Annotated in this window: 14 protein-coding genes and 1 pseudogene; 12 read left to right on the top strand and 3 right to left on the bottom strand. The window is 67.5% G+C overall.

From position 1 onward, the window contains the following. Positions 1 to 55: 55 nt before the first annotated feature. Positions 56 to 364 (bottom strand): hypothetical protein, encoded by a 309-nt coding sequence (locus NX1_RS06040; RefSeq protein ID WP_068055028.1) that lies wholly within the window; start codon positions 362 to 364, stop codon positions 56 to 58. Between the two features lie 786 nt (positions 365 to 1150). Here NX1_RS06040 and NX1_RS06035 point away from each other — a divergent pair. Both NX1_RS06035 and NX1_RS06030 read left to right on the top strand, forming a co-directional pair. Next, a complete protein-coding gene (locus tag NX1_RS06035) occupies positions 1151 to 2674 on the top strand; it encodes a wax ester/triacylglycerol synthase family O-acyltransferase (RefSeq protein ID WP_084501069.1) in 1524 nt (507 codons plus the stop codon). Between the two features lie 2 nt (positions 2675 to 2676). After that, positions 2677 to 3321, top strand: coding sequence for a TetR/AcrR family transcriptional regulator (locus tag NX1_RS06030; protein WP_084501067.1), 645 nt, complete (start codon positions 2677 to 2679; stop codon positions 3319 to 3321). 21 nt (positions 3322 to 3342) lie between these two features. On the opposite strand, the gene NX1_RS06025 is transcribed toward NX1_RS06030, so the two are convergent. Continuing rightward, a complete protein-coding gene (locus tag NX1_RS06025; protein WP_157119562.1) occupies positions 3343 to 4359 on the bottom strand; it encodes a helix-turn-helix transcriptional regulator in 1017 nt (338 codons plus the stop codon). Between the two features lie 156 nt (positions 4360 to 4515). On the opposite strand from NX1_RS06025, the gene NX1_RS06020 reads away from it, so the two are divergent. From NX1_RS06020 to NX1_RS06005, 4 genes and pseudogenes are all read left to right on the top strand, one after another. Continuing rightward, positions 4516 to 5940: an amidase gene (locus NX1_RS06020; protein WP_068055022.1), complete on the top strand. Its 1425-nt coding sequence runs from the start codon at positions 4516 to 4518 to the stop codon at positions 5938 to 5940. A 155-nt stretch (positions 5941 to 6095) separates the two neighbouring features. Continuing rightward, on the top strand, positions 6096 to 6389 hold the full coding sequence (locus tag NX1_RS06015) for a hypothetical protein (protein WP_068055018.1): 294 nt from the start codon (positions 6096 to 6098) through the stop codon (positions 6387 to 6389). 207 nt (positions 6390 to 6596) lie between these two features. Beyond that, entirely contained in the window at positions 6597 to 7340 is a 744-nt protein-coding gene (locus tag NX1_RS06010; protein ID WP_068055015.1) for a helix-turn-helix domain-containing protein, read from the top strand. 43 nt (positions 7341 to 7383) lie between these two features. Next, positions 7384 to 8307 (top strand): annotated as a pseudogene (locus NX1_RS06005) (sterol desaturase family protein). Between the two features lie 62 nt (positions 8308 to 8369). Here the strand turns inward: NX1_RS06005 and NX1_RS06000 are convergent. Beyond that, positions 8370 to 9296, bottom strand: a complete 927-nt coding sequence (locus NX1_RS06000; RefSeq protein WP_068055263.1) for a LysR family transcriptional regulator — start codon at positions 9294 to 9296, stop codon at positions 8370 to 8372. A 137-nt stretch (positions 9297 to 9433) separates the two neighbouring features. On the opposite strand from NX1_RS06000, the gene NX1_RS05995 reads away from it, so the two are divergent. From NX1_RS05995 to NX1_RS05970, 6 genes are read left to right on the top strand one after another with little or no spacing between them, the layout of a single operon-like run. Beyond that, positions 9434 to 10771: an MFS transporter gene (locus NX1_RS05995; protein ID WP_245668348.1), complete on the top strand. Its 1338-nt coding sequence runs from the start codon at positions 9434 to 9436 to the stop codon at positions 10769 to 10771. A 36-nt stretch (positions 10772 to 10807) separates the two neighbouring features. Then, the gene (locus NX1_RS05990; RefSeq protein WP_068055013.1) at positions 10808 to 11935 is read left to right on the top strand and encodes a 4Fe-4S dicluster domain-containing protein; all 1128 of its coding nucleotides are present in this window, start codon (positions 10808 to 10810) and stop codon (positions 11933 to 11935) included. After that, positions 11922 to 12425, top strand: coding sequence for a Crp/Fnr family transcriptional regulator (locus tag NX1_RS05985; protein WP_068055011.1), 504 nt, complete (start codon positions 11922 to 11924; stop codon positions 12423 to 12425). Before NX1_RS05990 ends, NX1_RS05985 begins: the two co-directional genes overlap by 14 nt. Then, complete coding sequence (locus tag NX1_RS05980; protein ID WP_084501063.1) at positions 12422 to 13276, top strand: FAD/NAD(P)-binding protein; 855 nt, start codon at positions 12422 to 12424, stop codon at positions 13274 to 13276. Before NX1_RS05985 ends, NX1_RS05980 begins: the two co-directional genes overlap by 4 nt. Further along, positions 13273 to 14046 (top strand): NADH-quinone oxidoreductase subunit B family protein, encoded by a 774-nt coding sequence (locus NX1_RS05975; RefSeq protein ID WP_068055008.1) that lies wholly within the window; start codon positions 13273 to 13275, stop codon positions 14044 to 14046. The genes NX1_RS05980 and NX1_RS05975 overlap by 4 nt, the downstream gene beginning before the upstream one ends. After that, the gene (locus tag NX1_RS05970; protein ID WP_068055005.1) at positions 14033 to 15322 is read left to right on the top strand and encodes a Ni/Fe hydrogenase subunit alpha; all 1290 of its coding nucleotides are present in this window, start codon (positions 14033 to 14035) and stop codon (positions 15320 to 15322) included. Before NX1_RS05975 ends, NX1_RS05970 begins: the two co-directional genes overlap by 14 nt. Positions 15323 to 15346: the final 24 nt, after the last annotated feature.

The following is a 15346-nucleotide window of genomic DNA, read 5'->3' as shown; positions in this document are numbered from 1 at the left end:
GGACTCCGATGACCACGGTCCCCGCGACCGACCGAACAGCCGGGCGCCGAGGCCGTCAGCCGGTCTCAGTCGAACGGCGGCGAGTACAAGTGAGCATGTACCGATAGGTCGCCGTCGGCGCGGCGAGTGCCGTCATCGCGCCGACGAACAACCCGAGCAGCGCCGACGTATGACATTCGGACGCGGTGCGGTCGCCCAGCTGGAACGCCATCGTGGCCTGCACGGCGACGAGAAACACCACGATGCCCGCGGTGCTCGCGAACACCCTGCCGCGTCCCACCTGCTCGATGGTGGCCAGACCCGAGGCGACGTGATCGCCACCCGCAGGCACGGGCGAGACGGTGCATCGTTCGGCCAACCCCATGCGCCGAACGTACGTTCCGGCATGAGCTGCGACGCGAGCAGTCCACTACCCGATTCCCCCAGCTCAGCCGGGCTGATGAAGCACTTCCTCGGGCCGCGTCGATGGCAGAGCACCGCTCGCTCGGACGGAGGTGCCCGGAAGCGTGCTTCTACGTCACGGTTTCCGGCTGAGCTGGTCGATCCGTCCGGCGGCCGAGCCGTCCGCCGGTGACGGTGCGGCCAGCCGGGCTCGACCGGCCCTGGTGACCCACGTGGCTCGACGACCCGCAGGACCCCTCGGCCGGTAAAGCGCCGCTCGACCAACGGAAATATATCTACGGCGCAGCAGAATTCGGCCGATGAGGCGGTGATGCCGAATCGTCGGGTATCACCGGAAGCCTGGTTCGACTCTTCGCACCGAAGACAACCGCGTTGATGTCCAGCACGGTTGCGCCGAAATGCGGCTGACCTCAAGGAATTTGGACAGTTGCACAGTATTCGGTTGTGAGATATGTCAAGTACCGAATGCCGGCACGGTGCCGGTGGGTGTGGTATGACACGATTCCCCTGCTAGGGAGGGCTCCGATCGCGAGAGCTAGATATTTACACAGAGTTACACGCACCAATTGTTAACTCGAAATACACAATGCACGACCCAGGCTCGGGCGGCGGATACCGCCGACTGAAACTAGACTGACGCACACGTTCTCGGAGCCGAGTCGAATTACGCCCGCCGACAGCCCCATTCGAACGCATCTCACGCCGTGCCGCGACGCACGAAATTCACCGTCACCCCCGGGAGGGAAGCATGCACTCCTCAGCGCCCGATGCCGGTACTCCGCGTGGCATCGGCCTCCGCGTCACCACGCCCGGCGAATCGTTGTACGCCGCCACGGACACCGCGATGCCCCCGCAGACCGCAACGGTCACCATCCCCGCCGCACCCGAGCCGAGCCGACCACTCCAGTTGAGCTCCCTCGACCTGCAACTGCTCGACGTCGAAACACGCTCGACCCCAATGCATGTCGGTGCGGTGACCATCCTGGACTCCGCCGCTGCCTCGAACGGTCCGCTGGACGTCATGTCCCTGCGGCGGCTGTTCGCAGACCGCCTGCACCTGATCGCGCCGTTGCGCCGGAGGGTGCGAACGGTCCCGTTCGGGCTCGATCTGCCGTACTGGGAGGACTGCGACTACATCGATCTCGGCTATCACGTGCGGCACATGCGACTATCCGAAGGCGCCGGTGACGACCAGGTCGCCGACTATGTGGCACGCAGGCACGCCGCACCACTCGACCGCACGCGACCACTGTGGGAATGCGATCTGATTTCCGGGATCGCCGACGGACGCCAAGCCGTCTACACCAAGATCCACCACGCGGTGATCGATGGTGTCTCCGGCGCCGAAATCATGGCAGCCATCCTCGACTTCCATCCCGAGCACCAGCCGACGCCGCCACCCGCGGACGGCATCTCCCGCAACCGTAGGCCCTCCATCACCGAGATGCTCGCCCGCAGTCTGCCGAACATCCTCGGTCGCCAGGCAGTTCGCGCGCAGTCTCTCCTACAGGCCGGTCCAGCCCTGGTCCAGGCCCGCGGCGACCTCCGCGCGAAGCGCCCCGGCGTTCCGATCGAGAAACCGACCACCACCGCCCGCAGCCTCGCCTACACCTCACTCCCCCTCGACGAGGTCAAGAACATCAAGAACCGCGTCGACGGCACCGTCAACGACGTGGTGATGGAGTTGTGCACCTCGGCGCTACGACGCTGGTTGCTCGACCACGACCATGCCGCCGACCAGCCACTTGTCGCCGCGATTCCAGTATCCGTACGCACACCCGAGCAGTTCGGTACGGCTGGAAATCAGTTCTCCCTCATGCTCACCGCACTCCCGATCGCCGAATCCCACCCCGAACATCGACTGAAACTGCTGCACAACAACCTCCTCGACGCGAAGCGGCGATTCCAGACCCAACCGCCGACACTGCTGCACAAAGCCACATCCCTGCTCACACCACTGCTACACGGTCTACCCACCCGGGCCCTGCTCCGCGCCGCCGCGCCGAACCTCCCCTTGGTCGATCTCGTCGTCTCCAACGTTCCCGGACCGCAGATGCCGTTGTACCTCAATGGAATCCGCATCCAGCACAGCTACCCGGTCTCCCTGCTCACCGAGCTGTCCGGCGGCCTCAACATCACCGTCATGTCCTACGACGGGCACCTCGACTTCGGCATCCTCGCCGCTCCCGACGCTTTCCCCGATGTCCGCGACCTAGCAGGCCACCTGCGACAGGCACTGACCGACCTCCAGCAATTGCCAGAGAGGCCATAGCCATGACCGCAGACCCCGTGTCCCATGAATATCCGGCGCTCACAGCACCGGATCGATTCGCCGCACGCGACTTCCGGCGTCGATACGCCCTCGCCGCCGCCACCGAAGTCTTCGTCTCGCGCGGCTATCACGCGACCACCATGGACGAGATCGCGCAACGCGCCGGGTACACCAAACCCATACTGTACAAACAGTTCTCCGGAAAGCTGGACCTGTATCTCGCGGTCCTGCTCGACCACATCGAAACCCTGACCGAAAGCCTGCGCCAAGCGCTGGCCTCGACAGCGATCAACAAGCAACGCGTGCGCGCCGCGGTGCAGACGTACTTCGACTTCGTCGACCACGAGACACAAGGCTTCCGTTTGGTGTTCGAATCCAGCGCGACCAGCGAACCCGCGGTGCAATGGCATATCGGCCGCGCGACCGACGCCTGCGTGGACGCGGTCAGCGAAGTGGTGACACACGACTCCGCACTGAACCCACAGCAGGCCCGCCTCTTGGCCGCGGGCCTGGTCGGCGCGAGCCAAGTCGCGGCGCTGTACTGGCTCGACACCGGCCGCGCGATTCCGAAATCCGACGCCATCGAAGCCGTGATCCAATTGTGCTGGGGCGGACTGTCCCAAGTGCCCCTGCACGCCGCCGAATGAACGGTGGTCGCACGGCCTGCATCACATCGTCGACCAGGTCTGGGTGACCTCGCCGGCTTCTGCTGAGCGGGAGTTGACGGTCAGTCCCCAGCGCACGGCGGTGGCGGCGGCGACGGTTCGGTTGGGGACGCGGAGTTTTCGCAGCACGCGTTCGATGTGAGTGGCGATGGTGGAGGGTTCGACCCGCAGATCGGCGGCGATGCGGGCGTTGGAGCTGCCTTGCGGGAGCAGCGCGAGCACCTCGAGCTCACGAGGGGTGAGGCCGCCGGGCGGATCTACGCGGCGATAGGCGACCAAGGTCCCGCCGGAGTGCACCGGCTGCATTCGTGTCCGGTATACGACATCGCCGTCGAGCAGCAGATGGTCACCGAGTCGACCGGACGCGGCGACCGCCCGCGCGAGTTCGACGCCGGCGCTGCCGGATACGAGCGGGTGCGCCGCGGCGGGCGCCGTCACCGGGTGAACGGTCCCGTTCGCGGTGACGATCACTACCGATTCCTCCTCATCGACCGACGTCGCGACGCCGCGGCAAGGATCGATGGCGGCGCCGACCACGTCGGCCAGCAATGCGAGCGCGGTCACCGACGTCGTGGGGAACGGCGCGTCCGCGGTGGTGCTCATGTTGAGCACGCCGAGATAGCGACCGTCGACGGCGAACAGCGGTTGGGTCAGGCCCTCTCGATAGCCGAGGGGAACGATGACTCGATCGAAGATCGGACCGTATCGCACGTCGGCCGGTACCTCGCACAGTCGCATCGGTATCTGGTCGTGCCGGAGCCGGGTGAACAGAGGATGAGTGTGCAGGCAGGTGTTGGTGATCTCGAGCGCGCCCTGCGGATAGCCGACGCTGACCGCGGTGATGTGTACTCCGGCGACCGGGTCCCACCGTGACAACGCGGCGTGCTGATAGGCGACGATTCGCGACAGCTCGAAAAGCACCCGTCCCAGGCCCGATCGGTCCGGCGTGGCCGCCCTGATCGCGTCTCGCACTCGGACCGCGACAGCGGGGTCCAGATCTCGATCGGGTGCAGCAACCACTCCGACAGTATGACGCCGGTCACTACGACCTCATCCGCCGGTCGCCAACGACGACGCACACTCGCCGTCCGGCCGCGTCCGTCGATCGACGGACGCCGCGCCTCGCGCACCGCCCTAGGTTCTCCCGCACCAGCACAACGAACCGGGAGGTTACCGATGGATGTCGCCGATTACGCCGGGCGGGACGCCACAGAGCTCGCCGCGCTGATTCGCCAGGGCCAGGTCAGCGCCGCCGAGGTGCAGGACGCGGCCGCCGCCGCGATCGCGCAGGTCGACCCCGAGCTCGGCGCGGTCGCGGGCGAGGTGTTCGAGCGCCCGCTGGCCTACGACGCGTCCGGCCCGTTCGCCGGGGTGCCCTTCGCGATCAAGGACCTGATCATTCACGCGGCAGGTGTTCCCCAGCGCAACGGCAGCCGGTTGTTCGGCCCCGGCGTGACCCACGCCGACGACACGGCGTTGATGACCCGCTTCCGCCGGGCAGGCCTGGCGACGATGGCGGTGACCACCTCCCCCGAACTCGGCTTCAACGCCACGACCGAAGCCGTCGCCTACGGCGCACCGACGCGCAACCCGTGGGACACGACCCGCACCGCGGGCGGATCCAGCGGCGGCGCCGCGGCATTGGTCGCCGCCGGAGCGTTGCCGCTGGCGCATGCCAACGACGGCGGCGGCTCCATCCGCATCCCGGCCGCCGCGTGCGGGCTGGTCGGGCTCAAGCCGAGCCGCGGCCGCGTCTCCGCCGGACCCGACTACGCCGATCCGCTGCTCGGCATGGGCGCGGAGTTCGCCGTCACCCGCACCGTCCGCGACTGCGCGGCGTTGCTCGACGCCGTGCACGGCAGCGAACCCGGCGACAAGTACCTGTTTCCCGCCGAGCCGGCGAGCTACCGCGCACTGATCACGGCACCGTCGCGCACCTTGCGCATCGCCGTCGCGGCGGATACCTCCCAGGCCGATCCCGCCTGCGCCGAAGCGGTCCACCGGGTCGCCGAACAGTTGGCGTCGATGGGCCATCACGTGGAGGAGGCCGCTCCCCGCATCGACGCCGAGGCCTTCCATCACGCCAATCTCGACGCCTGGTGCAGCTTCCTCGCCCACACCGTCACCACCGCGGCGACGGCGCTGGGCATCGATCCCGGGACCGACCATCTCGAGGCCACCACCCGCGCCTGCGTCGCCTACGGCGCCACCAGGACCGCGGCGGACCTGTATGTCGTCGAGGAGACGTTCAATATCGCGCGCCGTGAAGTCGCCCGGCTCCTCACCGAGTACGACCTCTACCTCACTCCGACCACCGCCAGCCCGAATCTGCCGCTGGGTCACCTCGACGCCGACGACGCGACCTTGACCGCGCACGAGTGGTACCGCAAGATCTTCGACTTCGCGCCTTTCACCGCCCTGTTCAATGCCACTGGCAATCCGGCGATCTCGCTGCCCCTGGCTCGTTCGGCCGAAGGCTGGCCGATCGGTGTGCAATTCGTCGCATCCTACGGCGACGAGGCCACACTGCTCGGCCTCGCCGCGGATCTCGAACGGCAGTTCCCCTGGGACCAGCACCGTCCGGCGATCCACGCGCACTGACGACGGGCCGATCGCCGCGGGGCAGAGTCGACCTTGGTCCGGCCGCACCGGGACCAACGACTCTGCACGCGGGCCTCCCCGGACGGGCATGGTGATGAAGGGCCGCGGCACCTCCCAGCCGCCGCCCGCTCTACACCGACGTTAGGGGAAGCACCGTGAGCGACAACACATCCGATCAGCCTTACCACGCCAGGCCGGGAGACAGCCTCGCCGACATATACAACGTGCCCGGCATCGTGCTATTCATGGCCGGAGTGGTGGGCCTGGCATCCACGATCACCACGGCGGGATCCGGATTCACCGGCTGGGTCGCGATCGGCGCCGCCGTCACCGCGTTGTGCTTCATCGCCAGCGTCGCGGTGTTCTGGCTCGAGCACGAGCGCCTGCGCAGGCTCGCGCAAGCCCGCGTTCTGATCCCGACCGAACCGCAGCCACACACACCCGAGTGACCAGCACCGATTGCGGCGGCGCTCTACGCCACTTTCGCGTTGTCGACGCTCCCCGGACCGCGCTGACCTGAACTCGTCCGTACGCTTCGATGCCGCCGGATGCGGCCGGGCCGCCTACACTCACGCGATGTCGTCGTTGTTTTTCGCTCGCGCAGCGATCAGCGCCGCCCTCACCGCACTTCGACTGCCCGCCGAGAGCACAGCGCGGTGACCACGCCGCGCTGGCTCGGTGGGGTCGTGTTCACCCCCGGCCTGATGGCCTTCACCGGCGATATCGGCGACACCGCGGCCCATTCGCATGCCGCCGTGCAAATCTTGCTCGTCACCGCGGGCGAGGTGACCGTGGTCGACGCCGCTGGGCGCGCCGCCGCCGCCGAGTTGGCGATCATCCCGCCCGGGGTGCGTCACGAGGTGCGCGCCGACCCGGCCACCAAAGGCTTCATCGCCTACCTCGACTCCGCCAGCACCGTCGGCCACGCCGCACTCACTCGACTGCGTGACCTGCCAGCCGATCACGTCACGAGCTGGATCACGGCCGCCATCCCTCGGACCACAGCCATAGTGCCGCAACATAATTCGGTGACACGGCCGCCGTCTCGGCCCCCGCACCCCGTGGTGGCCGAGGCGCTGCGCGTGGCCGCGTCTTCCGCGGCCGGGCCACCGTCGCTGGGCGAGCTCGCGGCCGCTGTCGCGATGTCGCCGAGCCGCCTGTCGCACCTGTTCACCGAGCAGGTGGGGTTGCCGTACGCGGCGTGGCGACGGTGGACCCGTCTGCACCTGGCGATCGGCACCGTGCGGGCGGGCGGCTCGCTGACCGACGCCGCGCACGCCGCGGGGTTCACCGACAGCGCTCACTTGACCAAAACCTGCCGCGACCTGTTCGGCATCACCCCCACCGAAGCGCTCGTCGCGACCGGCTGGCGGGCTTCGCCCGTGGCGCGGCTCAGCTGATTTCTACAAGCCTCCACGTCGGTGCGACGGCGACGCTGAACTCATGTCAACCATCGCTCGATCCCTCGTCCGCTACGGCTACGCGCCAGTCATGCTGCTGGGCGTCAATGGCGCCGGAATCGTTTTGGCCGCGAGCGGATACGGCAAAGCCTGGCTGCTGGCTCTGCTGGTCACCGCTATCGCGTTGTCGTTCGCCGCAGAACGCGTGCTGCCGTATCGGAGCGTCTAGAACAGCTCTTACGGCGACGTCGGTCGCGATGCCGCGCATACCTTCGTCAACGAAACGCTCATCCTCGCCAGTGTCGCCGCCATTCCGGCGTTGGCCGCGCTCGTCCCCGGTGACGGGATCTGGCCCAGCAGGTGGCCATTCGTCGTTCAGGTGCTGATCGCGATCGTGGTCGCCGATTTCGGGACCACTGTGACGCACTACGCCAGTCACAAGATCGGGGTGCTGTGGCGGTTCCACGCGGTGCACCACAGCGTTACCCGCTTCTACGGTCTCAACGGCCTGATGAAACACCCGCTGCACCAGACCCTCGAGATGATCGCGGGCGTCGCCCCGCTGTTGCTGGCCGGGATCTCGGTGCCGGTCGCGTCGGCGTTGTCGCTGGCGGTCGCGGTGCAGTTGTTGTTGCAGCACTCCAACGCCGACTACCGCGTCGGCCCGTTGAAATACGTTCTGGCGCTGAACGAAGGCCACCGCTTCCACCACTTGAAGTGGACAGGCATCGGCGATGTCAACTTCGGGTTGTTCACTCTGGTCTGGGATCACCTGCTGCGCACCTACAGCTACGATCCCGCCCGCGAGTTCAGCAGCGCGGACCTCGGGATGGCGGCCAAGCCCGACTACCCCGTCGCCTACTTGGCTCAGCTCGCCGAACCCTTCACTCGTCACGGCGCCTGCACCGTGACTTCCGCCGACGACGCCGCGAACTCCGCCGACGTGGTGAGCGCACCGTCCAGCTGATCGGCTGAAAGAGCCGAGTCCTGTTCTCGGGCTCGGCTTTTCGTATTCTCGAGTCTCCCGTCTCAGCGCGCCCAGTCGGGGGTCCACACGTCATCGGTGCATGTCGCCTGGTACCTGGTCCGGAGGTACGCGAGCAAGTTCGCAAGGACGGGGTGCGGATTGTCCGCTCGCCAGATCATCGACAGCGGATAGACCGGGGTCGGGTCGACGACTGGGATTCGGCGCAGGTCGTAGCTTTCCGGCCAGAGGTATCGGGAGCCTTCGCCGACGAAGGTGGCGAGCTGATTCGAGTCGGCGATCTCGGCGAGCAGCGCTTCGGCGCCGAAGCTCGGGCCGATCGTGTCGATGGTGAGACCGAACGCCCTCGCCAGATCGTTGTAGTAGCCGATCGGCTCGGGGTCGGTCATGCCGGGCATCCAGATACGGTGATCGGCGAGTTCGGCCATTGCCACGGTTTCGGCGTTCGCCAACGGATGTCGCGGGCCGACCAGCAGTTCGTGCCGGTCGTCGATCACTCGCGAGGAGCGCAGTTCGTTCGGAAGGTCGAGGCCGCGTAGCGATCTGAAGGTGGCATCGAGGGTGCCCGCGCCGATCTCGGCCAGCGCCGACGCGGCATCGGCGTGGTCAAGGGTGACGACATCGAGCTCGATGCCGGGGTGTTGCCGGTAGAAGTCGTAGAGCACGGTGGATGGCGCGATCCTGCGGGCGACGACATCGATGCGAAGGGCCCTCCGTCCCGGCGTCACCGCCGCCGTGACGCGTTCGGCCGCGCGGAGCAGCGCACGCGCGCGGGGCAGCAACGCTTGCCCGTCGACAGTGAGCCGCGCACCCCGGGCGGTCCGCGCGAACAGCTGCACACCGAGTTCTCGCTCCAGCGTCGCCACTCGCCGCGAGGCTCCTTGCTGGGTGATGCCCAAATCGTCTGCCGCGGCCTGGAATTGGCCGGATTCGGCGACAGCGACGAAGGTACGAACCGCATCGAGATCCACGAGGCGAGAACCTACTCCCACAACGACGAGTTGTGGCGCGCCGCTCGATCCGTTGTTGGTGCCGACGCCCATCGACCGGCTTCGATCTCCCAGGCGACAAGGCGTTGTCCGACTGGGCGTGAAGCGGAGCGAAGCGAGTGGTGAATATCCGGCGGAGACCGAAACTCGGCGAGGCCTTCGGGTGGTTGTGGGCCGCCTACGCGGTCAGCGCCTACGGGACCGGGATCGGGTTCGGGGCGTTCTCCGTCGTTGCCATCACGGTCTCGGGCGCCGGTTCGGCGGAAGTGGCGGCCCTGTCGTCAGCCGGGCTCGCGATGGGCGCGCTGCTCGCGATCCCGCTCGGGCCGTGGCTGGAGTTTCGCGCCAAACGGCCGGTCATGATCGCCACGGACGCGGTCCGATTCGCGGCGTTGGCGTCGATACCGCTCGCCTACTGGCTCGGCGCCTTGTCCTTCGCGCAACTCTTGCTGGTCGCCACCGTCACCGCGGCGGCGAAGATCGCGTTCACCGTCGCGAGCGGCGCCTACCTCAGGACCATCGTCCCCGCCGACGGGCTGCTGGTGGCCACCAGCCGGTTCGAGTCCACGACCTGGTCGGCCACGGTCGTCGGCCCGCCCGTCGGCGGCGCCGCCATCGGGCTGCTGGGGCCGGTGACCACCATCGTCATCGACGCGACGAGCTATCTGTTATCGGCGCTCGGCATCGCGGCGATCAGGCAACCCGAACAACCGCCGACCCCGCGCACGACCTCCACGCGCCGGTGGAGCGACATCGCCGAGGGATGGCGATACATCCTCGCCCACCGCACACTGCGCCGGCTCTTCTTCAACACCGTCCTGGTCAACGGGCTGATCATGGCGACAGAACCGCTCTTGTCGGTGATGATGCTCTCCCACTTGCGATTTCCGGTCTGGCAGTACGGTCTGGCCTTCGCTGTAGCGTGCGTCGGCGGCCTGATCGGGTCCCGGCTCGCCCGCCACGTCGCCGCCCACTACGGCGAACCGACGGTGCTGCGGATGTTCGGCACACTCCGCGCCTGCTGGCCTCTCGGGCTGGTATTCATCCAACCCGGCGTGGCCGGGCTCGTGATCGTGATGGCCACGGAGTTCGGGTTGATCCTCTGCGCGAGCGTTTTCAATCCCGTCTTCGCCGCTTATCGGTTGAACAACATCGATGCGGACCGCCATGCTCGCGTGCTCACCGCATGGTCGATCACTACCGGCACCAGCACCGCCGTGCTCACCATGTCGTGGGGTCTCCTGGCACAAGTCGCTGGGCCGCGCGCGGCCATTGGCCTGGCCGGGATTCTGCTTCTCGGCACGCCGTTTCTGTTACCGCGAAAGCTGACCACGCCGGAACCAGCGAGCCGGGCGGATCTTGCCCCGAGTCCGCCTGCCAGGACCGATGCCGTCGGCCATCGGGATTCGGGACCTTTGTCCCTCCCAGTGGAACGCCTACCGAACAAGACTCGATAGCGGACGGCTATACCCGACCGAACAGAGGCGTCGACAATGTCCGATGACACCGTCGTGATCGATCGCGCTGGTCTGGATCGTCTGGTGGACGTGCTGCGTGAGCAGGGGTATCGCGTCATCGGTCCGCAGGTGCGCGATGGCGCGATCGTCCTGGACGAACTGGACTGCGGTGCGCGACTGCCCGCCGGATGGGGCGTGGAGACCGCACCCGGCCGGTATCGGCTGCGTCGCCGCGACGACGAGGCGGTGTTCGCGCACTCGGCCGGTCCAGGATCCTGGAAGCAGTTCTTGCATCCCCCACGTCGCAAGATCTCGCGATTCGGGCCGGATCTCGAGATGGAGCCCGTCGCGGACACTCCGGTTCGCTCCGCGTTTCTCGGCGTCCGCGGCTGCGACCTCACCTCGATCGCGATCCTCGGGCGAGTGCTCGGCGGCGGGGAGTACGCGGATGCTTCGTTCACCGCCCGCCGCAAAGATCTCTTCGTCGTCGCCGTGAACTGCACAGAGCCGGGCGGCGTGTGCTTCTGCGCGTCGATGGGCACCGGCCCCGGCGTCTCGGCCGGATACGATCTCGCGCTCACCGAACGCATCGACGCGCAGGGACACCGGTTCCTCGTCGACGTGGGCAGCGCGGACGGCGCGCAGATCCTTGCCGAGCTCACCGCTCGTCCGGCGGACCCGGCGGAGGTCACGGACGCCCGCGCGGAGGTGAACGCGGCGGCCGGACGGATGGGCCGCACGATGCCCGAGGTGGACATCCGCGCTCTGCTTCGCGACTCGCGGGAGTCCCCGCACTGGGAGGATGTCGCGGGCCGGTGCTTCACCTGCGGAAATTGCACCATGGTGTGCCCCACCTGTTTCTGCACCACCACCGAGGACGTCACCGATCTGACCGGCGACCACGCCGAGCGCTGGGAGCACTGGTCGTCGTGCTTCGAACTGGACTTCTCCTACCTGCACGGCGGCAGCGTGCGGCAATCCGGCGAAAGCCGCTACCGGCAGTGGATCAGCCACAAACTCAGCACCTGGTACGACCAATTCGGTAGCTCCGGGTGCGTCGGCTGCGGACGGTGCATCGCCTGGTGCCCGGCCGAGATCGACTTGACCGCGGAGGTGGCCCGGCTCGCCGAACTGGCCGAGGAAACCGACGATGCCGACCGGTGACGAACTGTCCGCGTTCGGGCGGCTGGCGGCGCTGAGCGAAGAACAGTTGCGCACGCTGGCCCGCGCCGGCCGTGATGTCGCCTTCCCCGCGGGGCACCGGGTGATCGGGGAAGGCTTGCCCGCCGACCGATGCTGGCTGATCCGGCGCGGCCGGATACTGCTGGACGCGCAGGTGCCGGGACGCGGCGGCGTCGTCCTCCAGACCCTCGAGGGCGGCGACGTGCTCGGCTGGTCATGGCTGGTGCCGCCCTACCGATGGCATTTCGGCGCGGTGACCGCCGAACCGGTCGAGGCCATCGAGTTCGATGCGCGGACACTGGCCGAACTCGCCGACCGAGATCCGCGATTCGCCCTAGCACTGACCTTGATGCTGTTCGAGGCGCTGCTGGATCGGCTCCAGGCCACCAGGGCCCGGCTGCTCGACCTCTACCGCAACCCCGCGGAAACCGCCGGTCTGTCCCGTATCACGGCCGAGCGAGGTGACCGATGAGCGTAGACATCCGGGCCCGCCCGGCGCCGTACGGAGACACGATGCTGCCCTACCGTGTCATCGACCGCGCCGTGCAGACCTCCGACACCGTGACCCTGCGCTTAGCGCCGACAAGGGACGCGGCGCAACGGTTTCGGGCTGGGCAGTTCATGATGCTCTACAGCTTCGGGGTGGGCGAGATCGCGATCTCGATCAGCGGGAATCCCGCCGCCGATGACGGCGTTCTCGAACACACGGTCCGGGCGGTCGGGGCGGTCAGCGCGGCACTGCACGATACCGATGTCGGCGGCCTTATCGGTGTCCGCGGGCCTTTCGGCACCGGATGGGATCTGGCGTCCGCTGCCGGAGGAGACCTCGTCATCGTCGGCGGAGGCGTCGGATTGGCGCCGTTGCGACCGGCTGTGCTCGCCGCGCTGGCGGCCCGCGCCGACTACCGGCGGATCGTGCTGATCAGCGGAGCCCGCACTCCGGCGGACATGCTGTTCCGCCACGACCAGGAGCTGTGGTCCGCGGCCGGTGCGATCGAACTCCATCGGACTGTCGACCATCCCGCAGCGGACTGGAGGGGTCGAGTCGGTTTCGTCAGCGAGCCGCTGGCTCACCTGACCGTGGAGCCCGGCCGGACCACCGCACTGCTCTGCGGCCCGGAGCCCATGTTGCGCTTGTGTGCACAAGCTTTGTTACGCAAAAGGATTCCCGCCAGCGACATTCAAGTGTCGCTGGAGCGCAACATGAAGTGCGGTGTCGGGCGATGTGGTCACTGTCAGCTGGGCACGCTACTGCTGTGCCGGGACGGACCCATCGTCGACTACGCGACAGCCGGACCACTATTGGCGGTGCGAGAACTATGACGAAGACACCGACGCTCGCGGTATGGAAGTTCACTTCCTGCGATGGTTGCCAGCTCACCTTGCTCGACTGCGAGGACGAACTGCTCACCCTCGCGGGCCAGGTGCGCATCACCCACTTCACGGAAGCTTCCAGCGCCACGGAATCCGGCCCCTACGACGTTTCACTGGTCGAGGGCTCGGTCACGACCGAGGAAGAGCGGCGACGGATCATCGAGATCCGCGAGCAGTCGAGGATTCTGGTGGCGATCGGAGCTTGCGCCACCCACGGCGGCATCCAGGCGCTGCGCAATTTCGCCGACGTCACCGAGTTCACGTCGGTGGTGTACGCCAGCCCGGAGTACATCGCCACCTTGGACACTTCCACCCCTATTTCGGCACACGTTCCGGTGGACTTCGAGCTGCGCGGTTGCCCGATCGACCGGCGCCAGCTGCTCGACACCCTGGGCGCGTTCCTGGCGGGCCGCGCGCCCGATATCCCGAATACGAGCGTCTGCACCGAGTGCAAACGCCGCGGCACCACCTGTGTGATGGTCGCCGAGGGGATCCCCTGCCTGGGTCCGGTCACGCAGGCGGGATGCGGCGCCCTGTGCCCAGCGTATCACCGCGGGTGCTTCGGTTGCTTCGGCCCGATGGCGAACCCCAATATCCATGCGCTGCTTCCCATCCTGCGCGTCAACGGCATGGACACCGACGACATAGACCGTGTTTTCGCCACCTACGCCGCGGCAGCGCCGGGTTTCGCGAACAGGAGCGGCGATGAGTCGGCGTAGGCAACTGCGAGTCGGCGCGCTGGCCCGCGTCGAAGGCGAGGGCGCGCTGCGCGTTGTCGTCGCGGACGGGTCCGTCGAAAGCGCGGAGTTGAACATCTACGAGCCACCGCGATTCTTCGAGGCGTTTCTCCGCGGCCGCGCCTACACCGAACCGCCGGATATCACCTCCCGAATCTGCGGAATCTGTCCGGTGGCCTACCAGACCAGCGCCTGCAACGCACTCGAGCAAATCTGCGGCGTGGAGCTGGACCGACCGCTGGCCGACCTGCGCAGGCTGATGTACTGCGGTGAATGGATTTCCAGTCATTCCTTGCATATTCACCTGCTGCACACTCCGGACTTCCTCGGCTACCCGGACGCGATCGCGCTCGCCGCCGACCACCGCGAGCTCGTCGAGCAGGGATTGGCGACGAAGAAGGCGGGCAACGCGCTGCTCGAATTCCTCGGCGGCCGCGCCATCCATCCCGTCAACGTGCGGCTCGGCGGCTTCTACTCAGTTCCCGAGCGCACCGAATTCGCCGCCCTGACCGAACTACTGCTCCGTGCGCGGGATTACGCGGTGAACACCGCACGCCGGGCCGCGGGATTCGAGTTCCCCGAAGTGGAACTCGAGTGTGAACTGCTGACCGCGACCGATCCCGACCGATACGCGATCGACAACGGCGAGGTGCACACCAGCACCGGACTTCGTTTCGCCGCAGCCGATTTCACCAGCCACGTACGAGAACACCAGGTTCCGCACTCCACCGCCTTGCACGCGTTGCTCGACGGTGCGCGATATCTCACCGGGCCGCTGGCGCGGTACACGCTGAATCACCATCGGCTGTCACCGATCGCGCGACAGGTCGCGGACGAGATCGGCCTCGGCGCCGAATGCCGCAACCCGTACCGCAGCATCCTGGTACGAGCGGTCGAGGTCGTCTACGCCATCGAGGAGGCGCTCGCTCTCATCGACCGCTACGAACGCCCCTCCCGCCCAGCGGTTCCAGTCGAACCACGCCCCGGCGTCGGCCACGGCGTGAGCGAAGCGCCTCGCGGACTGCTCTACCACCGGTACGAGATCGACGATCACGGCATCGTGCGCTCGGCCACGATCATCCCGCCGACATCGCAGAACCAGGCGGTGATGGAGGACGATCTGCGGCGCGTCGTCGCGGGCAATCTCGACCTGGACGACGCCGCGCTGGCCGCGGTGTGCGAACGCGCGATCCGGAACTACGACCCGTGCATCTCCTGCTCGGCGCACTTCCTGGACGTGGACGTGGTGCGCCGATGAGCGAGCGAATCATGTACCAGCGCG

The organism is Nocardia xishanensis NBRC 101358, assembly GCF_001613365.1.
Classification (GTDB): Bacteria; Actinomycetota; Actinomycetes; order Mycobacteriales; family Mycobacteriaceae; genus Nocardia; species Nocardia xishanensis.
The sequence above is the reverse complement of the archived record's forward strand: the minus strand, read 5'-3'. Positions and strand labels throughout refer to the sequence as shown.